This window comes from Metasolibacillus fluoroglycofenilyticus (genome assembly GCF_003049645.1).
Classification (GTDB): domain Bacteria; phylum Bacillota; class Bacilli; order Bacillales_A; family Planococcaceae; genus Metasolibacillus; species Metasolibacillus fluoroglycofenilyticus.
The window spans coordinates 15,751-32,078 of sequence record NZ_PYWK01000009.1 but is presented as its reverse complement, the minus strand read 5'-3'; the positions used below and the strand labels follow the sequence as shown (position 1 = coordinate 32,078).

General features: G+C 38.0%; 16 protein-coding genes and 1 pseudogene. 7 read left to right on the top strand and 10 right to left on the bottom strand.

Annotated elements, in window-relative coordinates; translation table 11 throughout:
* A pseudogene (locus C9J36_RS16695) lies at positions 1-403 on the top strand (IS3 family transposase); the annotation flags it as partial.
* Between the two features lie 21 nt (positions 404-424).
* Here the strand turns inward: C9J36_RS16695 and C9J36_RS16690 are convergent.
* From C9J36_RS16690 to C9J36_RS16660, 6 genes are all read right to left on the bottom strand, one after another.
* On the bottom strand, positions 425-958 hold the full coding sequence (locus C9J36_RS16690; RefSeq protein ID WP_107943820.1) for an IS3 family transposase: 534 nt from the start codon (positions 956-958) through the stop codon (positions 425-427).
* Between the two features lie 194 nt (positions 959-1,152).
* Positions 1,153-1,410 carry a hypothetical protein gene (locus C9J36_RS16680; protein ID WP_153061613.1) on the bottom strand — a complete coding sequence of 86 codons (258 nt, stop codon included), beginning with the start codon at positions 1,408-1,410 and terminating at the stop codon, positions 1,153-1,155.
* 220 nt (positions 1,411-1,630) lie between these two features.
* Complete coding sequence (locus tag C9J36_RS16675) at positions 1,631-2,911, bottom strand: MFS transporter (protein WP_107943817.1); 1,281 nt, start codon at positions 2,909-2,911, stop codon at positions 1,631-1,633.
* A 270-nt stretch (positions 2,912-3,181) separates the two neighbouring features.
* On the bottom strand, positions 3,182-4,918 hold the full coding sequence (locus C9J36_RS16670; RefSeq protein ID WP_107943816.1) for an ABC transporter ATP-binding protein: 1,737 nt from the start codon (positions 4,916-4,918) through the stop codon (positions 3,182-3,184).
* Entirely contained in the window at positions 4,915-6,657 is a 1,743-nt protein-coding gene (locus C9J36_RS16665; protein WP_066167318.1) for an ABC transporter ATP-binding protein, read from the bottom strand. The genes C9J36_RS16670 and C9J36_RS16665 overlap by 4 nt, the downstream gene beginning before the upstream one ends.
* Positions 6,658-7,078: 421 nt before the next feature.
* Positions 7,079-7,519 carry a DUF4871 domain-containing protein gene (locus C9J36_RS16660; RefSeq protein ID WP_107943815.1) on the bottom strand — a complete coding sequence of 147 codons (441 nt, stop codon included), beginning with the start codon at positions 7,517-7,519 and terminating at the stop codon, positions 7,079-7,081.
* Between the two features lie 266 nt (positions 7,520-7,785).
* Between C9J36_RS16660 and C9J36_RS16655 the strand changes: the two genes are divergently transcribed.
* Together C9J36_RS16655 and C9J36_RS16650 are read left to right on the top strand one after the other, a co-directional pair.
* Entirely contained in the window at positions 7,786-9,138 is a 1,353-nt protein-coding gene (locus tag C9J36_RS16655) for a hemolysin family protein (RefSeq protein ID WP_107943814.1), read from the top strand.
* 245 nt (positions 9,139-9,383) lie between these two features.
* Positions 9,384-10,283, top strand: coding sequence for a cation diffusion facilitator family transporter (locus C9J36_RS16650; protein ID WP_107943813.1), 900 nt, complete (start codon positions 9,384-9,386; stop codon positions 10,281-10,283).
* 88 nt (positions 10,284-10,371) lie between these two features.
* Here the strand turns inward: C9J36_RS16650 and C9J36_RS16645 are convergent, their stop codons facing one another.
* The 3 genes from C9J36_RS16645 to C9J36_RS16635 all read right to left on the bottom strand — a co-directional run bounded on the left by C9J36_RS16645 (position 10,372) and on the right by C9J36_RS16635 (position 12,635).
* Positions 10,372-10,704: a MazG nucleotide pyrophosphohydrolase domain-containing protein gene (locus C9J36_RS16645; protein ID WP_107943812.1), complete on the bottom strand. Its 333-nt coding sequence runs from the start codon at positions 10,702-10,704 to the stop codon at positions 10,372-10,374.
* Between the two features lie 156 nt (positions 10,705-10,860).
* Positions 10,861-11,511, bottom strand: coding sequence for a response regulator transcription factor (locus tag C9J36_RS16640; RefSeq protein ID WP_107943811.1), 651 nt, complete (start codon positions 11,509-11,511; stop codon positions 10,861-10,863).
* Positions 11,512-11,522: 11 nt separating this feature from the next.
* The gene (locus C9J36_RS16635) at positions 11,523-12,635 is read right to left on the bottom strand and encodes a GAF domain-containing sensor histidine kinase (protein WP_107943810.1); all 1,113 of its coding nucleotides are present in this window, start codon (positions 12,633-12,635) and stop codon (positions 11,523-11,525) included.
* Between the two features lie 199 nt (positions 12,636-12,834).
* Here C9J36_RS16635 and C9J36_RS16630 point away from each other — a divergent pair, with 199 nt between their 5' ends.
* The 4 genes from C9J36_RS16630 to C9J36_RS16615 all read left to right on the top strand — a co-directional run bounded on the left by C9J36_RS16630 (position 12,835) and on the right by C9J36_RS16615 (position 15,571).
* Positions 12,835-13,260, top strand: a complete 426-nt coding sequence (locus tag C9J36_RS16630) for a disulfide oxidoreductase (RefSeq protein WP_066167345.1) — start codon at positions 12,835-12,837, stop codon at positions 13,258-13,260.
* A 1-nt stretch (position 13,261) separates the two neighbouring features.
* A complete protein-coding gene (locus C9J36_RS16625; protein WP_107943809.1) occupies positions 13,262-13,732 on the top strand; it encodes a thioredoxin family protein in 471 nt (156 codons plus the stop codon).
* A gap of 313 nt (positions 13,733-14,045) precedes the next feature.
* A complete protein-coding gene (locus C9J36_RS16620) occupies positions 14,046-14,882 on the top strand; it encodes an RluA family pseudouridine synthase (protein WP_107943808.1) in 837 nt (278 codons plus the stop codon).
* Between the two features lie 68 nt (positions 14,883-14,950).
* Positions 14,951-15,571: a LysE family translocator gene (locus C9J36_RS16615; RefSeq protein ID WP_107943807.1), complete on the top strand. Its 621-nt coding sequence runs from the start codon at positions 14,951-14,953 to the stop codon at positions 15,569-15,571.
* Positions 15,572-16,059: 488 nt separating this feature from the next.
* On the opposite strand, the gene C9J36_RS16610 is transcribed toward C9J36_RS16615, so the two are convergent.
* Positions 16,060-16,284: a phosphate-starvation-inducible protein PsiE gene (locus C9J36_RS16610; protein ID WP_066167356.1), complete on the bottom strand. Its 225-nt coding sequence runs from the start codon at positions 16,282-16,284 to the stop codon at positions 16,060-16,062.
* Positions 16,285-16,328: the final 44 nt, after the last annotated feature.

The window sequence follows — 16,328 nt, the reverse complement described above, 5'->3', positions numbered from 1 at the left end:
CAAAAGCGCCTAATGAGAAATGGGTAACAGATATTACAGAGTTTAAGTTATTTGGTGAAAAGCTTTATTTATCGCCTGTTTTAGACTTATTTAATGGCGAAATTATTACGTATACAATTGGCTCTAGACCTACATATTCATTAGTTTCAGAGATGGTAGAAAAGGCTTTAGAGGGATTGTGCAGAGTATGTCGCGTAAAGGAAACTGTTACGACAATTCTGTCATGGAGAATTTCTTTGGCATCATGAAGTCGAAATTTCTCTATTTAAAGGAATTTGAAAGTGTCGAGCATTTTAAAAAGGAACTTGAAAACTATATAAACTATTACAACACGAAACGTATGAAGGCAAAATTAAAAATGAGTCCGGTGCAGTACCGAACTCATTTTACCCAAATTGCCTAAACGAAATAACCGTGTCTAACTTTAAGGGGTCACTTCAGTTTTCACCCATTTGTTCTGTTGATAGTGCCAACCTTGATTGGAATGAATCGTTGTTCGATATTCTGCACGTTCTTGAATAATTGGAAGGGCTTGTTTCAAAGAATCTAGCACAAAATCTAGTGTCAGTCGTTTAGACATACTAAATCCAATAATCTCGCCGTTGTATAAATCCATAATTGGGCTCAAATACAATTTTTCATCATTTGTAAATTTGAATTCTATTACGTCGGTTACCACTTTTTGAAGGGCATAAGGTGTATTGAAACGGCCATTTAAACGATTTTTCGCCACTTTTCCAACTGTGCCTTTATACGATTTATAGCGTGATTTGCGGACGAATTTCTCACATTTCAAATCCAATTCCTGCATGATACGCTGTACTTTTTTATGATTAATTGTGTAGCCTTGCGCTATCAATTCTACATGAATACGACGGTAGCCATATCGACCTTCATGTTTTTTAAACGTCTCTAAAATTAACGTTTTCCAATCTTTATCTGGATCTTTCTGGTGCATTTGCTATACGTAGCCTCTTGAATGTCCACACGTACTAAGACATCTTTTAATCGGAATCCTTCTTCTTTGAGTTCAAAGGCAATCGCTGCTTGTGCTTTTCGAGAAAGGCATCCAAATTCTCTCGAAACGCCTTCAACTTTTTTAGGTACGCAACCTCTAGACGAAGTAGTTCATTTTCGCGCTCTAACTGCTCCTCACGTGACATTTCTTTTTCTTGCCTGAGAGATTGATTTTGATTTTTTAGACATAGACGGGCGCCCCTTCACTTTTTCTTGCAGGCCCCCTATTCCTTCTTTTAGAAATGTACTGTTCCATTTGGCGATGACAGAAGGATTATTCATCTTACACCGAATCGCTGTATCTAGATAAGAAGCACCTGTTTGTTTCATAAAGTGTAATAAATCTAATTTGAGTTGAATAGAATAAAACTGCTTCTTTTTCTTCACTGTCAAGCCATTTCGACCAAATGCTTTATAAACACGTACCCAGCGTATGACGACTGTTTTATCAAAGATAAAATATTTCCTTGTAATTAAAGTAAAACCTAATGTCCCGTTAAATAATCTTGGACAACTTTCAACTTAAATTCTTCGTTATATTTGACCATAAAAAAATCACCCCAAAAGTTAGTTTTTACTCTAAGTTTTGGGATGCAGCACTTTAGGAGGTTCTTTATTTTATTGCGGTTTCTTCCCTCAACACGTACCTTCGTCCAAATGTAATATAGAAAAATGTAGAGGCGATTAAATAAAGACCACCCGTAATCGTGAAGGCATAGGCATAGCCCCAGTAAGAGCCATATGTCGTAACAAGCCATGCAGCTGGCAAGCCCATAACCGCCCAGCCTAAATTAAAGACCATTTGATTAACCGAGTTGGCTAAACCTTTATATTTATCATGAACAACTTCCATAGCAATCGCACTTTGAATCGGATTACCTGCATTCATTAACGCCTGACGCATTAAAAAGCCGATAGATGCTAGAAGCAAGGAGTTGGTAAAAGCCGTTAAAAATAAAAACGGAATGGACATGAGCTGGAATAAAACAAGCGCCCTCACTTTTCCAACACGCTTTACTAGCATTGGACCGATTAACATTGCAACAGTTGTCATCGCAGAGCCTAGCGCTAAAATAAATCCAATATAAGAGTTAGAAGCATCAAAGCGATTGGCAAAATATAAATTTAAGTATGGAATGACTAAGCCCGCCCCAAAGCCAACTAGTAAATTTGCTGTACCGAAAAATAAAATCATTTTTAAATTAAATGACCAGCCTGCTTCCTTGCTCATTTCAGATGCCGCCTCTTGTGACTCTTCCTTTGCTTTCTGTGCATTTGTTGCCATAGGCTTTAGCTTGAATAACGGGAATAAACCACAGAAGAAAATAACACAGCCAGTCAGTAGTGAAACTTGAATGCTCTCGACCTCTCCCATTTTTGCTAGCCATTGTAAGCTATCTGCAATAATACCGCCTAATAAATTACCGACAACATTGGATACCGTTACAAGTGCGAAATGAATACTGAACAATTGCATTCGCTCACGCGGGCTCGAATTTTCAGCTAGAAATGGAACACCAGAAACTTGTGCTAGCGCCCAAACAATCCCCATACCGAAAGCAAGCATTAGCATTGGCTGCTCAGCAATCACAACACTGCGTCCTACAAGCAAAATAGCCGTTAAAGTTGAGCCAATAATCAAGAGCCATTTGCGCCCAATTTTATCACTCAATAGCCCAGCAGGTATAAGCATTAGCGCCGTCGCCAGTGAAGTCATAGAAATGACACTACCATTCACTGACTCTGGCAAGCCGAGCTCCCGGATATATAAATTGTACATAACACTAAATACGCCCATCCCTATTTGAATAAGCACATTTGATAAAATAAATAAGCGTATATTTCGATTAAAAGATTTTAAGCTTCTGCCCCACTCATGAAGCCATTTTTTCACTTGTCGCACCTCGTTTTTTAGACAATTAATTCGATAATCTAAATATACGTTCTTCGTAGTAAATAAGCAATATACTTAACAACAAAAATCAAAACAACACCATTGCTCGCAAGATTCATCTTGTCTTCAAGACTACAAAACTCGGTTTATTTTAATTATGGTAAAATGCATTTTAGGAAGTATTTAAAAAGATAAAAATAAGGCGCTAACAAAATTTGTTAGCGCCTTAAATTGTAGTGAATTATCAGAATTGTTTGCGTGCCAGGCACCTTATCCATTTAATGAATTTGCCTGTAGCTGATACATTGTTTCGTAGCGACCGCCTAATGCTAATAGCTCCTCATGCGTACCTTGCTCGACAATTTCGCCACGGTCTAATACAAGAATTTTATCAGCATTTTTTATTGTTGATAGACGGTGAGCGATAATAAATGTTGTGCGTCCCTGTTTTAGGACTTCCATCGCATGCTGAATAATTTCCTCTGTTTCTGTATCAATATTCGATGTAGCCTCATCTAAAATTAATATCGCTGGATTAAAGGCAAGTGCGCGGGCGAAGGAAATTAATTGGCGCTGCCCTGAGGACAGCGTGCTTCCTTTTTCGATTACCGGCTCATCCAGTCCTTTTTCTAAATTCGCTAATACGCGTTCACCGCCAACAGCAGCTAGTGCCTTTTCCACTGTTTCGCGTGAAATACGCTCGTCGTTTAAGCTGACATTGGAGGCGATTGTCCCTGTAAATAAATACGGGTCTTGTAGCACAATGCCCATATGGTCGCGTATTGATTGACGAGGCAAGCTTGTAATATCCTGCCCATCAATTGTAATGCACCCTTTTTGTGGGTCGTAGAAGCGGAATAATAGGTTCATAATCGAGCTTTTTCCTGACCCTGTATGCCCAACAAGCGCGACTGTTTCGCCCTTTTTCGCTTCGAAATTTAAATTTTTCAGCACATACTCATCATTTTTATAGGCAAATGAAACATTTTCAAACAGAACATTGCCCTCATAACGCTCGATACGGTACTCACTCACTGGTTCACCCTGTTGATCTAATAGCTCAAATACGCGAGAGCCTGCTACTAATGAGCGCTCAAGCTGTGAGAACTGGTTTACAAAGTTAACAATTGGGTTGAACAGACGTGTCAAATAGTCGACAAGTGCGTATAATGTCCCCGCTGTTATTGCCTCTGGCATCGTCATTGATTGCGTACCAAAGTAATAAATGAAAACCATAAACATTAATAATCTGAAGACGTTTACTAAGTTGAATGATGTAGCTGAATCTAAAAATAACAGCTTGCGATTATATTCATAATGCTCATCATTCATCTCTGCGAACTCCTTTTTCATTTGGTTTTCGCGACGGAATGCCTGAATAATTGTCATTCCGTTAATCGACTCATTAATCATCGCATTAATATCTGCGATTTTTGTTCGGATAACATGATTATACTTTGCGGCAAATTTGCGATAACCAATCATCCAGCCATAAACAAGTGGAATAACAATTAAAGCGATTAGCCCCAATTTCACATCTAAAATAAATAAAGCAATATAAACCCCTGCAATGGAAATAATGCTTGTTGCAAACTGTGAGAGCACTTGCACATATAAATTGCGCACAGCCTCTGTATCATTCGTCACACGTGCCACTACTTTTCCGGCTGGTAAATTGTCAAAGTAATGAATCGGCAATGTTTGAATATGACCAAAAACATCTCGGCGCATTTGTTGCACAACGCGATTCGCCCCGATTTGCAAATAAATATACATAAAATAACGTAAAATCGCTGTCGCTATAGATAGCCCGAAGAACACCGCTAATAGTCCAGTCAATGGTTTAACAGCTATTGTCCCCGGCGTCATATAATTATCAATTATATGTTTTGCGATAAATGGCCCGGCTAGCTCTGCAAAAACAGCTAATGTTAATAAAGTCAAACCGACTAAAATTGGCTTTTTAAATGTTAAAGCGTAATGATACAAACGTTTACTTGTACTCATTCAGATCCCCCCTCTAGCTGCTGGCGGTCAAATTGCTCTTTATACCAGCCATTCTGTGCAAGAAGCTCCTCATGTGTACCTTGCTCTGTAATCATCCCATCATCTAACACGATAATGTGGTCTGCGTGTTGGATGCCTGATAAACGGTGTGTCGTAATAATCGTCGTTTTACCACTACGTTCATTTTGAATATTGTCAATAATTTTTGCCTCTGTTTTTGCGTCAACTGCTGACAATGAATCGTCCAAAATTAATATTTCAGGATTTTTAATGAGTGCACGTGCAATTGATACACGCTGCTTTTGTCCACCCGATAGTGAAACACCCTTCTCTCCTACGAGCGTTTCAATGCCCATCGGCAAGTTTTTTAAATCTTGCTCAAAATGCGCAAGTCGAATCGCATCTGCAATTTGCGCCTCTGTTGCATCTTCTTTACCAAATAAAATGTTTTCACGAATTGTCCTTGAGAATAAGACATGGTCTTGTGGCACGTAGCCAATCCAATCGAGCACTTGCTCCTTCGTTTGCTGTGCCAAGTCAATGTCAGCAATTGTTAATTGACCATTACCAATTGGATATTCTCGTAATAGCTGCTTAACAAATGTTGTTTTACCCGCGCCTGTTTTCCCGACAATTCCTAAAGTTTGCCCTTGCTTTAAGGCAACTGAAATTTGCTGCAAGTTTTTCACCTGCGATAAAGGATATTGGAATGTAAAATTATTAAAACCAATGGCTGTTGGCGCTTGTAATGCCACAGCTTGTGTTGGATTTTGTACATCTGCCTCGTAATCAAGTGTTTCTTGTACACGGTCAAGCGAAGCATTCCCCTGCTGCATGACGTTAATCAACTCGCCAATGGCGAACATTGGCCATACTGCCAACCCTAAATAAACGTTAAACGTTACAAGCTGACCTACTGTCAATTCGTTGTTCGATACTAAGACAGCCCCGTACCCTAATGCTACAACATAACAAATAGCCGTACCTGCTTTTGTAATTGGTCCAAATAATGCATTAATTTTTGCTACATGCATATTTTTTTGGAATACATCCTCACTTTTATTAGCAAAGTGCTTTTGATCTCTCGTTTCTTGTACGTAAGCGCGAATAACACGTACCCCAGCGACTGATTCTAATACATCGTCATTGAGCTCGCCAAACGCCTCTTGCGCCGTCATATAACGCTCATGAACGATTTTCCCTAAGTATTGAATTAAAATCGCCATGATTGGCACAGGTAGCATTGCAAAAAATGTTAATTTCCATGAAATGAAAAAGCCCATCGCTAAAATAATTGCACCCATATAAACCGTCGAATCAATCAACGTCATAATACCAAAACCAGCCGTTAATGACACCGCGTTTAAATCGTTCGTCGCACGAGCCATTAAATCACCTGTACGATTTTTCTCATAAAATGTTGGCGTCATTTTTAAAAATTGGTGCATTAATCGTTTACGTAAAATCCGCTCCAATGTAATCGCACCGCCGAATAATTGATATTGCCACACGAAATTCATTAAATAACTGAGTACAATAATGACAAGCATGCCTATCAAATAAAAGCTAAGCAATTCCTTTGTCATTATACCCTCCGTCATCTCATCAATTGCCTGACCGAGTACCCATGGCGGAAGTACTTCAACGATACTCGCTAAAATCAGCAGCACAATCGCAATTGTGTAACGCCTCCAATATTGCTTAAAAAACCATGTTAATTTTCCTAATACATCAAACATATTCTTTTTTACCTACCTTCACTGTAAAGTTACACTATCCACTATCTAGCGATTCCCTTTTTAAAATTTTCACTTGAAACTGTTTGAACATACGGATGTCCTCCTTCATCTATTTTCGCACGCCTTAGGCACAAAAAAAGACATATATCCCCATTATATTAGGATACATGCCTAAAATAAGAGATACAGGGACGTGCCTGTATCATCTTGTTATTATGCGCGTTCAAGCAAATAATAAAAAGAACATGCTACAGGTCCGGATTAAAATGTTTAGTTATTGTGCTGTTTAATAAAATCATCATAATCCTTACCTCCATTTCCTTAAATTATTTAGTGCCCCTTAAGATTAGCATACAGAAATTTACTAAGTCAATATTTTTTGAAAAATTAAATGTTTTTGTGAATTCTGTCGTTAATAAAATTATGCCACCTCAACATAAATCGTTTCAAAAATTTTATCATCTATATAAACTTCTAGCTTCCACATACCAGCTTTCGGCAACTCCATCAAACTAGGTATATGATAATCTGCACCGTTGTGAGCACTTAAATAGTTAATTTTTTCGTGTAAAATTTCAATTTTTTCGTCTGGCTCGTCTTCAAATATCCCAATTACTTTAATATCGCCTTTTAACTCATCCTCATCCCCCCAAAAATGCCACATATATTTATTCGGTTCATTTGCAGTAAATGGTATCGTTTCTTTATCGTAAATAAAGCCAACTTTATCTTTGATTCCAATCATTCGATAACTTCCTGATTCAAAAAATTCGCTTTCCTGCCAAGCTTCTTTCTTATTACCTGTACAAGCTACTAAAAGCAGTAATACGCTAAATACTAGCAACCACATTTTCGCATTCATGCCATGTCCCCTCTCTTTTTATTTATAGTTAATTATATGATAATACAAATTAACAGAATATTCACTCGAATTAAGGTTATCCTTACTATTGCTCGTCACATACCAAGCCTTACTTGCCATTTTAAACAGAGTTGAAAAAAATCGTCAGCAAAAATTGTTTTTTAGTGAGAAATCTTTTATGATAAAAGTATTCAAAAAATTTTTCTATTATAGGAGGTGTACTCTTTATTTGCCACCCTCATCTGGGCCGCAAATAAAGGAATTATTTGGACGGAGATATAGGAGAGCTAACCATAAGGCTTGTAGCATTTGCTCTATTAATTGCTGCTACGGCATTTTTTGTTGCTAGTGAGTTTGCCATAGTAAAAATAAGGGCTACACGTATCGACCAGCTTGTAGCGGAAGGTAACAAAAAGGCGTTGAAGGCGAAAAAAGTAATTTCAAATTTAGATGAATATTTGTCAGCCTGTCAGCTCGGTATTACAATTACCGCACTCGGATTAGGATGGCTAGGTGAGCCGACATTTGCGTTTATTTTACATCCGTTATTTGAGTTATTTGGCTTAGAAGGTCGCATTACATCGCTTCTTTCATTTATTATTGCCTTTTCACTTGTGACATTTTTACACGTTGTCGTAGGGGAATTAGCGCCGAAAACATTAGCTATTCAAAAAGCGGAGGCTGTCACATTAAATTTAGCAGGGCCACTTATTTTATTCCATAACATTATGTATCCTTTCATTCGCGCATTAAACGGCTCAGCTCGTGCGTTAACAGGACTTTTTGGTTTAAAATTGGTTTCTGAATCAGAAGCAGCCCACTCCGAGGAAGAGCTTCGCATGATTTTATCAGATAGCTTAAAGGGTGGAGAAATTAATCACTCTGAATACGAATATGTAAATAGCATTTTCGAGTTTTCTGATCGAATCGCAAAAGAAATTATGGTACCCCGTACTGAAATTATTAGCATTGAAAAAGACCAAACATTACGAGAAGTATTTGAAGTAATGGGCGTTGAACAATATACGCGTTATCCAATTACCGATGGCGACAAAGACCATGTTGTCGGCTTAGTCAACATGAAGCATTTATTAACTGCTTACATTAAAGACCCTGTAAATGGGGAAACAAAAGTAGAAGATTATATGCAACCTGTTATTCGTGTAATTGATACAATTCCGATTAGTGACTTATTATTAAAGTTCCAGCAAGAACGCATCCATTTGGCTATTTTATTGGATGAATACGGTGGTACATCTGGTTTAGTAACAATTGAAGATATTATCGAGGAAATTGTCGGTGATATTCAAGACGAATTCGATGCTGACGAAATACCAGAAATACAGGAAATAAGCGAAAATCATTATATTATTGATGCAAAAGTGCTTTTAGAAAATGTCAATGATATTTTAGGAATTGCAATTGAAGATGAAGATATTGATACAATCGGTGGCTGGGTAATGACACAGCATTTTGATGTAGTCGAAGGTGATACATTCGAAGCTTACGGTTATCAATTTACAATTAAGGAATCCGACGGTCATCATATTTTATATCTCGAAATCAAAAAGCTAGAAGAGATTGAAGTAACCGAAAATAATTTAATTGAAGAAGTTTAAGGAGTTATCCGAAAAGTGGTCTAACATAACGCTTTTCGGACAATGATAGCTGTTTTATTAGATTATATCTTATTGAAAACATTTGATTCGATACTTTTGATTTACAATAAGTTTTAACTTTCTAAACATTATTTATTAATACTACGATGGTCACATAAACATATGTCACCATTAGGGCGTGTCTGAACATAACTTTTCAGACACGCCCTTTAGTATGCCTAAAAATCTTTCTAGGAGGAAACATTGTGGAGCTATATACAAATTTACGTGCTGGCGAAAAAGGTGCATGGTTATCAATTGGTACATATGTTGCATTAAGCGCGATGAAATTGATTGTCGGCTATCTCGGGAGCTCAGCCGCATTAAAAGCAGATGGCTTAAATAACACAACGGACATTATCGCTTCTATCGCCGTATTAGTTGGTTTGCGTATTTCTCAAAAGCCAGCAGATGATAACCATCAATACGGGCATTTGCGCGCGGAAACAGTAGCTTCATTAATCGCAGCATTTATTATGATTGCAGTAGGTATCCAAGTACTCATATCTTCTGTTAAAAACATTTGGAATCCTACACACACTACACCTTCTATGTTAACAGCAATTATTGCACTAATTAGTGCTGTTATTATGTACGGTGTTTACCGCTACAATATTGCGCTAGCAAATAAAATCAATAGCAGTGCTGTTAAAGCAGCCGCCTACGATAATCGCTCAGATGCCCTCGTTAGTATTGGCACAGCTATCGGTATTGGTGCAGCTATTATCGGCTTTCCAATTATTGATGTCATTACAGCGTTACTTGTCGGCATTATTATTGTCAAAACAGGTATAGAAATATTTTGGGAAGCTGTGCATACATTAACCGATGGTTTTAATACGGAAGATACGGAGGCACTTTGTGAGCTTATTCGGAAAGTGGATGGTGTAAGCGACTTAGTTGATTTTAAAGGGCGCTCCCATGGCAATATGTCATTTGTCGATGTAACCGTAACAGTTAATCCTTATTTGAATGTATGGGAAAGCCATGAAATCACAGAGCAAATAGAAAATACGATTAAAAAATTCAATCCATATTGTGTAGTGCTTGTGCATATTGAACCACATGAAATACCAGCTCCGAAAGAGGATGATTACCATTTTTAAAGGAGAGTGGCGTCCAAAAAGCCTTGCGTAGCCGGCTTTTTGGACGCTTTCATTTGAATAGTAATTGAGAAATAATTAATGAATACTGTTATTTTATTTTTTGTTGGGCTACTAAAAACTCCTCCAAGTTGGGAGATTGATTATATTTAATTGCTGCTTCCTTGTCTTTTTCGATAATTGCCTTTGTTAAATCAATATTATTTACACTTGCAATAGCTATTGCGTAGTGTATAACATCAACTAATTCTTTTTCTAAAGAAGCATCTAAGCCGATTTTCTTTCGACCTTCTAATTGGTTCAATACCTCTGCAACTTCACCAATTTCTTCTACTAATTTCATAAATAATGCAGAAGAAGTTCGTCCTTCTTTATATTTTAATGCTAAGTAGTTTTGTAGCTCGCTAAATGTTAGTTGCCCCATAATAATCCTCACTTAAATAATATTTTAATAGAATTAAGATTGTCGAACCGATATTGACATACCAATCCCCTCCATATCTAAGCTATCTATTATACGCATCTCGAGCTTTATTATAAAGAGGTATCAGAGAGCATGAATGCTCCCTGATACCTCTTTTCACATTTGCCCGCTACCCTCTGTCAGCCCATGCTTTACTGCATATAGGGCTGCCTGTGTGCGGTCTTGCACTTGTAGTTTGGCAAAAATATTAGAAATATGTGTTTTTACTGTTTTTTCTGTTACGAATAAAGAGGAGGCGATTTCTCGGTTGCTTTTGCCCTTCGTTAGCTCTGCTAGCACGTCTTGTTCGCGTGGTGTTAACGGGTTGGCGATATGAAGCTTTTGCTCCTCCTCACGCAAGCCTTCCTCTAGCTGAGTTGTTGCTTCTGGGTGCAGCATATTTTCTCCGCGCATAATTTGGCGGATTGTATGCACTAAATCATCCGGCTCGATATCCTTTAGCTGATAGCCCGATGCGCCCGCATCAATGGCTGGTAACACATGGTCTCGGTCTGCAAAGCTCGTGAGCATCAGCACTTTAATTGCTGGGTACAACGCTTTAATACGTTTTGTTGCTTGAATACCGTCCATTTCAGGCATGACTAAATCCATTAGGACGATATCTGGCTGTACCTCTTTCACTAATTGAACAGCTTCAGCACCGTTTTTTGCTTCCCCCACGACCTCAATATCCTTTTGTGTTTTTAAAAAAAAGAGCAAACCTCTTCTTACTACATGGTGGTCATCCGCAATTAAGACACGTATCATATTACTCCCCCCTAATACGGCAGACGGATTAATAATTCCGTCCCTTTGCCAATTTCACTCACCCAATCGGCTGTACCGCCAATTGCATGCGCTCTATCTTTAATTGATTGAATACCAAGTGAAGGTATTTTAGCCTTTGGATCGATAACAAAGCCTCTCCCTTCATCTTTCATTACGAGCAAAATATCTGTTGGTGTCACCGTAACATACAACTCGGCAATTTTAACACCAGCATGACGACGTATATTATTTAAACCTTCTTGTGCAATACGGAATAACGTTTCTTCAATGCGTGAAGGAAGTTGAATGACACCTGAAACATTGACAATTAGCTTTAGACCAAGCATCTCAGCGTATACTTTAATCGCCTCAATTAATCCACTTTCAAGTCCCTTAGGGCGCAACTGCCAAATTAGTGCGCGCATTTCCGTTAAAGCTTCCTGTGTTAGCTCTTGAATTTCTTTAAATGTTTCCTTTATTTCAGGTTGGTCGCTCATTTCAATACCAGCTCGCGATGTTAATGTCACTGAAAATAACAACTGATTGACAGAATCGTGTAAATCCCGCGCTAGTCGATTACGCTCCTGTACTAATGCAATTTCCTGTTGCTCGTTCGTTAAATGGATTCTTTTTATTGCGGAGCCCATTTGAAAAGCAACTGACTCTAATAGCTCAAGCTCCTCCTCAGTAAAGCTTACCGTGTTTTTCGATGCGACATTTAAAATACCGAAGCGCTCCTGTCCAGATTGAAGTGGCACTGTTGCGTGATGTGTAATCCCCCCTGTATCATCATCACTATCCCCCATTGCACTTTCAATACGCTGACATTCAATAATATTCGAAGCCTTCATCAGCTCATTATTACGATAGCGCGACACACACCAGCAGCCACCTTTATTTAGATGTTTACAATCATTTTTTGCAAGTGCCTGTGGCAAATTTTCATGTGCAACTAATGTGGATTTCCCTTTAGCATCAATAAAAAAAATCCACCCTGTATCAAACTGCGTACCGTTTAAAAATTTTGATAAAGCTCCTCGCAACATTGGAATCATTTCGGTTTCTTCATTTAACAGTTCTGCAATTTCTTTTAATATTGTAATGTTTGAATGATTTAAGCCCATGATTCACCTCTAATTTCTTTCCATTATCATATCATTGAATAGAGGTCGAGTGCATGCACATGACACTCATACTTTGGGCTGAAATCAATTGTGAAATCCATCTCACAAATTATTCGGAAACTAGACAATTTACTTCTATTAACGCTTTCTCTATAATAAGCAGTACGTATCATTCATTTTGACGTGTAGGAGATTAGCTATGAATAAAAAATTAGAAAACAGCTTACTTGCGATTTGGGTGGTGTCGCTAGTTGCAACACTGGGCTCGCTTTATTTCTCGGAAATTAGGCAATACACGCCTTGTGAAATGTGCTGGTATCAGCGAATTCTTATGTATCCAATTGTAATTATGACAACGATTGCTTACATTCAAAAAAATGCGCGTATCGCACTAACAACTGCTGTATTTGCTTGTATAGGTGGGAGTATTTCCCTGTATCATTATGGCATTCAGAAGCTGGATTTTTTACAGGAATCTGCCCCTGCATGTGGTCTAGTTCCTTGTACAGGGCAATATATTAATTGGCTTGGATTTATTACTATTCCATTTTTAGCATTAACAGCATTTATTATCATTGCAGCAATTAGCTTTTATATGTTACGTGTTTTGAAGGAGGAAAAATAAAATGAAGAAGCTTGCTATTTTTGGTGGAATTATCGTTGTATTATTCGCAGCGATTATTATTTTAACAAATATGTCAAACAGCAGTAAATTAGAAAATAACCCTTACGGTAAAACAAACTTAAGACAATCTACAATTGACCAATTAAGTGACAAAAACTATCAAAACATTATTTTACCAGATGCATTGGAGCAAAAAATCGCTTCAGGTGAGCCTGTTTATGCTTATATATTCAGCCCAGAATGTGTATACTGTCAGCAAATGACACCTAAATTAATGCCAGCCGCGGAGGATTTAGGTATTCATATTGACCAATTAAATGTGTTAGAATTCCCAGAACAATGGGAAAAATACAAAATAACTCATACACCTACACTTATTTACTTCAATGAAGGTCAGGAAGTAACACGCATGACTGGTGACCATGATGTAGATACAATCAATAGCTTTTTCAAAAGTGTTAGTGCACAATAAAATCGTCCTGTCCAAAAAGCCGTGCTTAGCCGGCATTTTGGACAGCAGTGATGATGTTTGATAAAAGAGAAGCTCAACTAAATAGAGATGGCATCTTTTAAAAATTGGCTAAACATTCGCTTTAGCAGTGTTGATTTTCAATAAAAGTGGAGCGATGAAAACCTCTTTTTTAATGCGATAGCAAAATAAAATAGACTTGTCAGACAATCTCATTGTTAGTTGAACCAATCGGGCTTTTAATGAGGGATAAAATTTATTTTCAAAGGCGTGTTTGGACTTATCCGACCGCCTCTTATTTTTTAGGAGGATATATATGTTTACCTATACAGTTCAACAGGACGGTCTTACAATTGAGGAGCTTTTGCGTGAGGATTGGCGTCTAGGCAAAAAAATCGTGCATGAATTACGCATGGCAAAGGCAATTACGCTACAGGACGGGACCGCTCCATTATGGAAGGAGCCGCTCGCTGCTGGGACAGCACTAACATTTAATTTTACGAATCAGCCATCGAGCTATAACACCGTGTCGCAATGTGAATTAAATATTCGCTATGAGGATGCTCATTGTTTAATTGTTTCGAAGCCAAAAGGGATGGCGACACATCCAAATGATGTGAAGGATAATTATACTTGTATGAATCACGTAATGACACATATTCAACAAAATGGCGGTAATTATGCTGAACATGTACATCGCCTTGACCAAGGCACAAAAGGATTGCTCCTTGTTGCCAAACACCCCATTGCGAAATCCGTATTCGACCGTATGATTGAAGAGAAAACGATTATTCGTAAATATGCGGCTGAAGTACAAGGTAATCTTCGCACAGACAGCGGTGTTATTACTGCACCGATTGGCAAAGACCGCCATCATAATACGCGCCGCGTCGTTTCCGCATCTGGTCAGCATGCTGTGACCCACTACGAAGTTGTGCAGCGCTTTAAAAATAGCTGTATTGTACATGTAGTGTTAGAGACAGGTCGCACACATCAAATACGTGTTCATATGGCGCATTTAGGGCATCCAATAATCGGCGATACATTGTATAATGCACGCCAAACAGCATCGAATGACTATGAATTACACGCTATACAGCTTGAATTTCATCATCCATTCACACATGAACATATACTAATAATCGATAAATAGTATTATGAATTTTCAATTATTTCTGCTAAAATATTGAGCAATATCATTTATGAGAAAAGAGGATGTTCATGGAAAATTTTCTGTTCTACATATTTATGTGTATAATGCTCATTATTTTACCAGGGCCTGATACTGCAATTGTTACGAAAAATACATTGCTCACAAGTAAAAAGGCTGGCTTGCAAACAATGGCTGGGACATTATGTGCGTTAATGATTCATACGTCTGCTGCTGTGCTTGGTTTATCAGCAATTATTGTGAAATCTGCTGTTGTCTTTTCTATTATTAAATATATCGGCGCTTTTTATTTACTTTATCTTGGAATTAAAACATTGGTCGCTATGACGAGGCGAAAGCCACAGCTTGCGGATGCAGTGCCACATAAGAATGACAGCAAATCGAGCTTTATGCAAGGCTTTTTAACAAACTTGCTCAATCCGAAAGTAGCCGTTTTTTTCTTAACTTTTTTACCGCAATTTTTAGCATCGAATACAGAGCCATTATTGCCATTTTTCATTATGGGGGTTACATATACCGCTTTAACAGCCATTTGGTTTGTCGGCTATGTATACTTGCTTCACCAAATTCGAGCATTTATGAACAAACCGTCCACACAAAAATGGATGGAGGGGGCAACAGGAGCTATACTCATTCTTTTTGGCGTCAAACTAGCTTTTGAGAAGGGCTGACAGTAAGAAGCGGGCGTCCTAAAAGTCCATTTTGTTTTGCCATCGCATTGAAATCAATGTTTTCATCGCTTCCCTTTTACTGAAGGAGTACACTGCTAAAGCCAATGTCTATCACATTTTTAAAAGAGGCGTTTTCTGTTTATATGAATCAATATTTTGTGAAACATCATCGCTACTGTCCAAAATGCCGGCTATGTACGGCTTTTTGGACAGCCCCTTCTCTATTGTTTAATGAAAAGCTTTCTTTCAAAATTAATAGGCAGAAAGTGTCGATTCGCTCATAAATCGGCTGAATTCGCTCATTAACATGAAAATAAGGCATCTGAAAGTCGAATCAATGAAAACTCGCGTTACAGTTATTTTGCATTTAAAAGTAAATCGCTAAAGTTAGTGCTTCCTCCACTTTCACAGATAACTGACATTTTACAACAACAAAAGCGTTCAAAACGCCGGCAACTGCACGGTTTTTTGAACGCCTTCCCCACTTCTTATAGTTTGTTAATAAGCGCAAAGATTGTTTCTTTTAGTTCATCATCGCTATCAGATAGTTGTACTAGGTTACCTACGCGCTCACGTAAAATTGGACGCTCGATAACTAATTGCTCATCAAGTACTTGTACTAATAATTCAATGATTAAGCGGTCACGTACTGCTAAAGCTTCCTCTAAACGCTCTGGTGTAATCTTTGCATTTGCATGTGATACTGATGCCATCGGAAAATCCTCCCTATTTATATAGATATACATTCATATTTTAT